This window comes from Burkholderia sp. Ax-1720, from assembly GCF_011753035.1.
GTDB classification, from domain to species: domain Bacteria; phylum Pseudomonadota; class Gammaproteobacteria; order Burkholderiales; family Burkholderiaceae; genus Burkholderia; species Burkholderia gladioli.
In genome coordinates this window covers 1-1,744 of record NZ_VWWK01000385.1, presented here as the reverse complement: position 1 = coordinate 1,744, position 1,744 = coordinate 1, and the positions used below count along the sequence as shown (strand labels likewise).

General features: G+C 72.2%; 1 protein-coding gene and 1 pseudogene. Both read right to left on the bottom strand.

Going from position 1 to position 1,744, the window contains the following annotated elements; genetic code table 11:
* Window positions 1-1,344: DUF6600 domain-containing protein (locus F3J18_RS36970; protein ID WP_166917112.1), on the bottom strand; the 1,344-nt coding region annotated here is incomplete at its 3' end.
* Window positions 1,345-1,506: 162 nt separating this feature from the next.
* A pseudogene (locus F3J18_RS36965) lies at window positions 1,507-1,744 on the bottom strand (transcriptional regulator); the annotation flags it as partial.

The window sequence follows — 1,744 nt, the reverse complement described above, 5'->3', positions numbered from 1 at the left end:
CCGCGGATCGACGTGCTGCGCGAAGCGCGCTACCGGCTGGCCATGCACGAAGGCCTGCGCCGGCACCGCCGTCACCGCGTTGCGCACGTGGTAGTTGACGTAGGTGTTGTGGATATTGGTGATGTTCGTGACGCGGGTGTTGTTGACGATCACCGTGCGATTCACGCGATCGTAATAGCGCGGGCTCCAGCCGCCCCAGCCGGGATGCCAGGCCTCGTGCGGAGCGAGCGGGAACCAGGCCACGCCGGCGGCCACCGCGCCGCCCACGGCCAGCCCGACGCTCCAGTCGAAGCCGCCGCCCCCGCCGCCGACGAAGGCCACCAGCGCCGGCGCGTAGCAGGGCGGCTCGGCCGGCACGATCGGACCGGGCACCCAGGCCCAGCTGTCGTCGACATAGGCCCAGCGGCCGTAGTGATACGGCGCGAAGCCCCAGGGCGCATCGTCGACCCAGGTCCAGCCCCAGGGCGCCTGCCAGATCCAGTGGCCGGTGTGATAGGGCGCCCAGCCGGCCGGCACGTCGTTCGGGATCCAGATCGCCCCGTAGTCGGGCGAATCGCGCCAGCTTCCGTTCGCATCGAGGTCCTGGTAGCCGGGAACCTCGCGCGACACGTAGCGCGCCGAGATGGAGCGGTCCTCGGCCGCGTCGCGCGAGGCGCTCCACTGGTCGAACGGATCGGGGCCCGGCGCGGCGTTGTTGGCGCCCAGCTGCAGGTTGGTGCCCGTGAAGCTGAGCTGCTGGCCCGCCGCGATCGGGATCTGGCCGCTGTCGCCGAAGGCGGTGGCGCTGCCGCGTCGCACCGTGACGGTGGTCGAGGCGCCGTCCGGGGCCACGTCGACGCGATAGTCGCCGGCGCCGTCGACGGCCAGCGCGAGGTTGGGCGTGTCGATCTCGTAGGCGCTGCCCGCCGGCAGCTCGCGCACATGGGTGGACAGGCTGCCCAGGCCCACCTTCAGCTGCGTGTTGCGATCGTCGAGAGCGAGGATCGCCAGCGCGGTGGACTGGTCGAGCCGCACCGCCGTCGAGCCGATATGGAGCTCCGAGCGCGCGCCCTGGTCGTTCCAGAGCTGGTCGCCGCTGGTCAGCGGCCGGTTGACGGCCGCGTAGGACCAGTCGCTCGCGCCGGCCGGCTCGGTGGTCACCGGTCCCGACAGGTAGTCGAGCCGCGCCACGCGCGAGGGCGGATCGCCGCCGGCTTGCTGCGTGGTGGGCGCGGAGGGCGCCACCTCGGGCGGCGGCGCCGGTTCGGTCTGCGCGAACGACGCGGCCGGGGCCAGCGTGGCGAGCGCCAGCAAGGCCGAGGCGGCCAGCGCGGTGAGGGAGAACGGAACGCGAAGCGGGGTCATGGCGAACTCGTGATTCGATGGCGCGGCGCATGCCTGCGCCGTTTGAATTCACTCTACCCGCGCGCCGTGTTTCCGGGCCGACGCTTTTGTAATGCGCTCACGCGCGGCTGTAACAAAGCATGTCGCTGTCCCCGTTTTCGTCAAGCATTTGCAATCGAGGCGTCAAGCGCCGGTAAGCAAGGCCTCGAAGCGGCGCTGCCCGTCGGGCGTGATGCGCAGCACGCGCGGCTTGCCGGCCGGCTCGATCCAGCGCTGCGCGAGCCAGGCATCGAGCAGCGCGGCGCCGAGCGCGCCGGCCAGGTGGGCGCGCCGTTCGCTCCAGTCCAGGCAGGTGCAGGCGAAGCGGCGGCGCCGCCGCCGCTGGGCGCCGATGTCGATCCGCCAGCGGCTCGCCAGTTCA